We start from the raw sequence: 689 nt of genomic DNA, 5'->3' as shown, positions 1-689 counted from the left end.
CTAGTGGTCCGTCTGTGAATTAATACGGTAGTTTGTAGTATGCCCGTTATGACAGCTGCCGCGTTGCCGGTCAGCGATGCCCAGCGTGCGGCGCTGGAGAAGATGGCCGCCTCGACGACATTGCCGCATCGGCAGGTGGTGCAGGCGCGGGCGTTGTTGTGGGCCTGTGATGGGGTCGCCAACGAGGAGATCGCCCGGCGCAGTGACGTGGACTCTGATACCGTGCGCCGCTGGCGTCGTCGATTTGGTGAGTACGGAGTCGACGGTGTCGGCCGGATCGCCAAGGGTCGGGGACGCAAACCGAGCTTGCCGGCGGGCACGGTGGAAGAAGTGCTGCGCATTACTCACAAGGAGCGGCCCGCTGATGGGTCGACGCACTGGTCGACCCGAACGTTGGCCGCCCGGGTTGGGATCGGCAAGGACGCGGTGGCCAAGATCTGGGCCGATCACAACCTCAAACCATGGAAGGTCGAGACGTTCAAGGTCAGCAACGATCCACGATTCGAGGAGAAACTCGTCGATGTCGTTGGGCTGTATGTGAATCCACCTGCCCGGGCAGTCGTGTTCAGCTTCGACGAGAAGACCCAGTGTCAGGCTCTGGACCGCACCCAGCCATCGTTGCCGATGAAACCCGGACGCGCGGGAACGATGACACACGACTACAAACGCAACGGCACCATCGATCTGTT

General features: G+C 61.8%; 1 protein-coding gene. It reads left to right on the top strand.

Features of this window, described 5'->3' with window-relative positions; genetic code table 11:
* Positions 1-48 precede the first annotated feature (48 nt).
* Positions 49-689 (top strand): IS630 family transposase (locus A5699_RS27995; RefSeq protein ID WP_231965868.1); only part of this gene is annotated, 641 nt, incomplete at its 3' end.

Origin of the sequence: Mycobacterium sp. E802 (assembly GCF_001666875.1) — a bacterium.
Classification (GTDB): Bacteria; Actinomycetota; Actinomycetes; order Mycobacteriales; family Mycobacteriaceae; genus Mycobacterium.
Note: the sequence above shows the minus strand (reverse complement) of the source record. Positions and strands in the feature narration are given on the sequence as shown.